The sequence below is a fragment of the Micromonospora sp. 4G55 genome, from assembly GCF_016803375.1.
Genome location: NZ_JAEVHN010000729.1, coordinates 1 through 2925 on the forward strand (window position 1 = coordinate 1; position 2925 = coordinate 2925).

4 protein-coding genes are annotated in these 2925 nt (G+C 72.5%); 3 read left to right on the forward strand and 1 reads right to left on the reverse strand.

Going from position 1 to position 2925, the window contains the following annotated elements:
• Positions 1–397 (forward strand): ATP-binding protein (locus tag JNW89_RS33160; RefSeq protein ID WP_238452044.1); only part of this gene is annotated, 397 nt, incomplete at its 5' end.
• 34 nt (positions 398–431) lie between these two features.
• Here the strand turns inward: JNW89_RS33160 and JNW89_RS33165 are convergent.
• Complete coding sequence (locus JNW89_RS33165) at positions 432–911, reverse strand: helix-turn-helix domain-containing protein (RefSeq protein WP_238452045.1); 480 nt, start codon at positions 909–911, stop codon at positions 432–434.
• Positions 912–1024: 113 nt separating this feature from the next.
• Here JNW89_RS33165 and JNW89_RS33170 point away from each other — a divergent pair, with 113 nt between their 5' ends.
• Both JNW89_RS33170 and JNW89_RS33175 read left to right on the forward strand, forming a co-directional pair.
• Positions 1025–1723, forward strand: a complete 699-nt coding sequence (locus JNW89_RS33170) for an SDR family oxidoreductase (RefSeq protein WP_238452046.1) — start codon at positions 1025–1027, stop codon at positions 1721–1723.
• Between the two features lie 72 nt (positions 1724–1795).
• On the forward strand, positions 1796–2925 hold a 1130-nt coding region (locus JNW89_RS33175; RefSeq protein ID WP_238452047.1), incomplete at its 3' end, for an MFS transporter.

A 2925-nucleotide genomic window follows, 5' to 3' on the forward strand; every position in this document is an offset into this window, starting at 1 on the left:
CGGGACGGCGTCCCTGGCGGACACCGGCTGGAGCTACCCCTCGAAGGCCACCTCCGCCTCGGCGATGCGGCGGGACGTGCGGCGTTCGCTGGAGGCGCTGCACGTGCACCCCGACGTCGTGCAGGACCTCCTGGTGGCCGCGTCCGAGGCGTTCAACAACGCCGTCGAGCACGCGCAGCAGCCATCCCGACCCGAGGTGCGGGTCCGGCTCCAGGTCGGCGCCGGCACGGCCCGGCTCACCGTCCGCGACTTCGGCACCTGGCGGGACCGGCGGTCGGCGATGGACCGCGGCCGCGGCGCCACCCTGATGAACGCCTTCGGCGACGTGCGGCTGATGTCGACCGCCTCCGGCACGACGGTGACCATCGAGCGTCGCCTCGCCGACGACCAGGGCTGACCCGGGTACGCACCACCCACTGGGCGCAGCGGGTCTAGTCCCGGGCGATCAGGCCCGGCCCGGCGAGGAGGGCGATGTCGCTGTGGTCGACCTCGTGACCCTGCTCGCAGCGGAGCACGGCGCGGACCCGGCAACCGCAGTCGCGGTGGGTGGCCAGCACCGGCGGGCCGGTCTCGTCGGCTGCCCAGGTGTCCCCCCACTGCCGGAGCGCGGTGATCACCGGCAGCAGCTCGCGCCCCTTGGGAGTGAGCTGGTACTCGTACCGGGTGCGCTGCCCCTGCTCTCGGTAGGGCGTCCGTTCCAGCAGGCCGGCGCCGACCAGTTCCCGTAGGCGGGCGGCCATTGCCGGCTCGCCGATGCCCACCCGGCGGACAAAGTCGTCGAAACGGCGCGTGCCGAGCAACGCGTCCCGCATGATCAGCATCGCCGACCTGCTGCCCACGATGTCCATGGCCCGCGCGATCGAGCAGTTCGTCATCGACCACGCCTCCCGATCGTCCCGCAGATCCTGCATGCCCCCAGCGTACGGGCTGACTTGCGTTGACGCTAGTCAGGTGCTTCACTGGGCGAGCTGACTTTTCAAAGGCGAAGTCAGCTTGCTCGGCGAACCTCACAGACAGGATCTTCATGGACATCTCGGCCACCACCGCACTGGTCACCGGCGCGAACCGGGGCTTCGGTCGCGCCCTGGCCGGCGAGCTGCTCGCCCGGGGCGCCACCGTGTACGCCGCGGCCCGCAACCCCGCCGTGATCGACCTCCCGGGTGCCCGACCGCTGGAACTGGACATCACCGACCCCGCGTCCGTCGCGGCGGCCGCGGCGACCGCCGGCGACGTCACCCTGCTGGTGAACAACGCGGGCACGTCGACCGGGTCCGACCTGCTCACCGGCGACCTGGACCAGATCCGCCTGGAGATGGAGACGCACTACCTCGGCACCCTCTCCGTGGTGCGGGCCTTCGCCCCGGTCATCGAGCGCAACGGTGGCGGCACCGTCCTCAACGTGTTGTCCGCGCTGTCCTGGTTCGCGCTGCCCACCGACGGCGCCTACGTCGCGGCCAAGGCCGCGGAGTGGGGCATGACCAACTCGCTGCGGCTGAAGCTCGCCCCGGCGAACATCCGCGTCGCGGGACTGCACGTGGGGTTCATGGACACCGACATGACCCGGGCGGTAACCGCCCCGAAGGTCGACCCGGCCGACGTGGCGACGTACACCGTTGACCAACTGGCCGCGGACGCGTACGAGATCGTCGCCGACGACACCAGCCGACGCGTACTCGCCGGGCTCTCCGGCGGCGTGGCGGTCCTCTACCCGCAGCTGCCGTAGCCGGACAGCGTCCTGCAGCCCACGCCGGCGGGCTCCGTCCGGCCGACCCCATCACCTCAGTAAGGAGTAGCTGTGCCCGAACAGCAGACCGCGACGACAGGTTGGCGAGCGCCCACCGCGCCCACCCCGCCCGCCGCCGCGCCCACCGGGCGGACGACCGTCCGTGGCTCGCACGCGGCGACCCTCGTCGCCATGTGCCTGGGGGCGATGGTCACGTTCCTCCACCTCACCGCGACTGTGTCCGCGCTGACCACGATCCAGCGGGACCTGCGGATCGACCCGACCGGCCTGGTCTGGATCCCCAGCGCCTACACCCTCATGCTGGCCAGCCTCGTGCTCTCCGCCGCCACGCTCGGCAGCCGGTACGGCCGCAAGCGGATGTTCAGCGCCGGCCTCGCCGCCATGATGGCCGGAGCTGCCGTGGTCGCCCTGGCCACCACCGCCGGCTGGGTCGTCGCGGGACAGCTCGTGGCCGGCGCCGGCGGGGCGCTGATCCTGTCGAACAGCCTGGCGATCCTCGGCGTGACGTTCACCGACCCGCACCGCCGTACCGAGGTCATCACCGCCTGGGCGGCGGCGTCCGGCGTCGGGCTGTCGGTGGGCCCGCTCATCGCCGGGACGCTGCTGGCGCACGTCCACTGGCACGGCGTCTTCCTGTCCACCGTGGTGCTCGGCGTTGTCACCCTCGCCGTCACCACCCGCTGGGTGGCCGAGTCGCGCCAGCCCACCAGCCGCCTCGACCTGCCCGGCCTGCTGCTGGGCACGCTCACCGTCAGCGCGGCCGTCTACGCGCTGATTCAGGGCGGTCGCCACGGCTACACCAGCCCGACGGTGGCGGCCGCGTGGCTCACCGCCGGCGCCGCACTCGTCGCCTTCGTCGTGGTCGAACTGCGTACCGCCGCGCCGATGCTGGACGTCCGGCTGTTCCGGTCGCCGTCCTTCAGCGCCGTCATGCTCGTCGCCGCCGTGTCGCTGTTCGGCTTCACCGGCGTGTCGATCCTGCTGGTGCTCTTCCACGAACGCGCCCAGGCGCTCAGCCCGCTCGACACCGGCTGGCGGATGCTGGTGCTGTTCGGCCTCTACGCGGTCACCGCCTTCGCCGCCGGTCAGGCGATCCGCCGCACCGGCTTCAAGGCACCGCTCACCCTCGGCCTGGTGCTCGGCGGCCTGGCCAGCCTGGGCCTGTCCACCCACACCCCGGG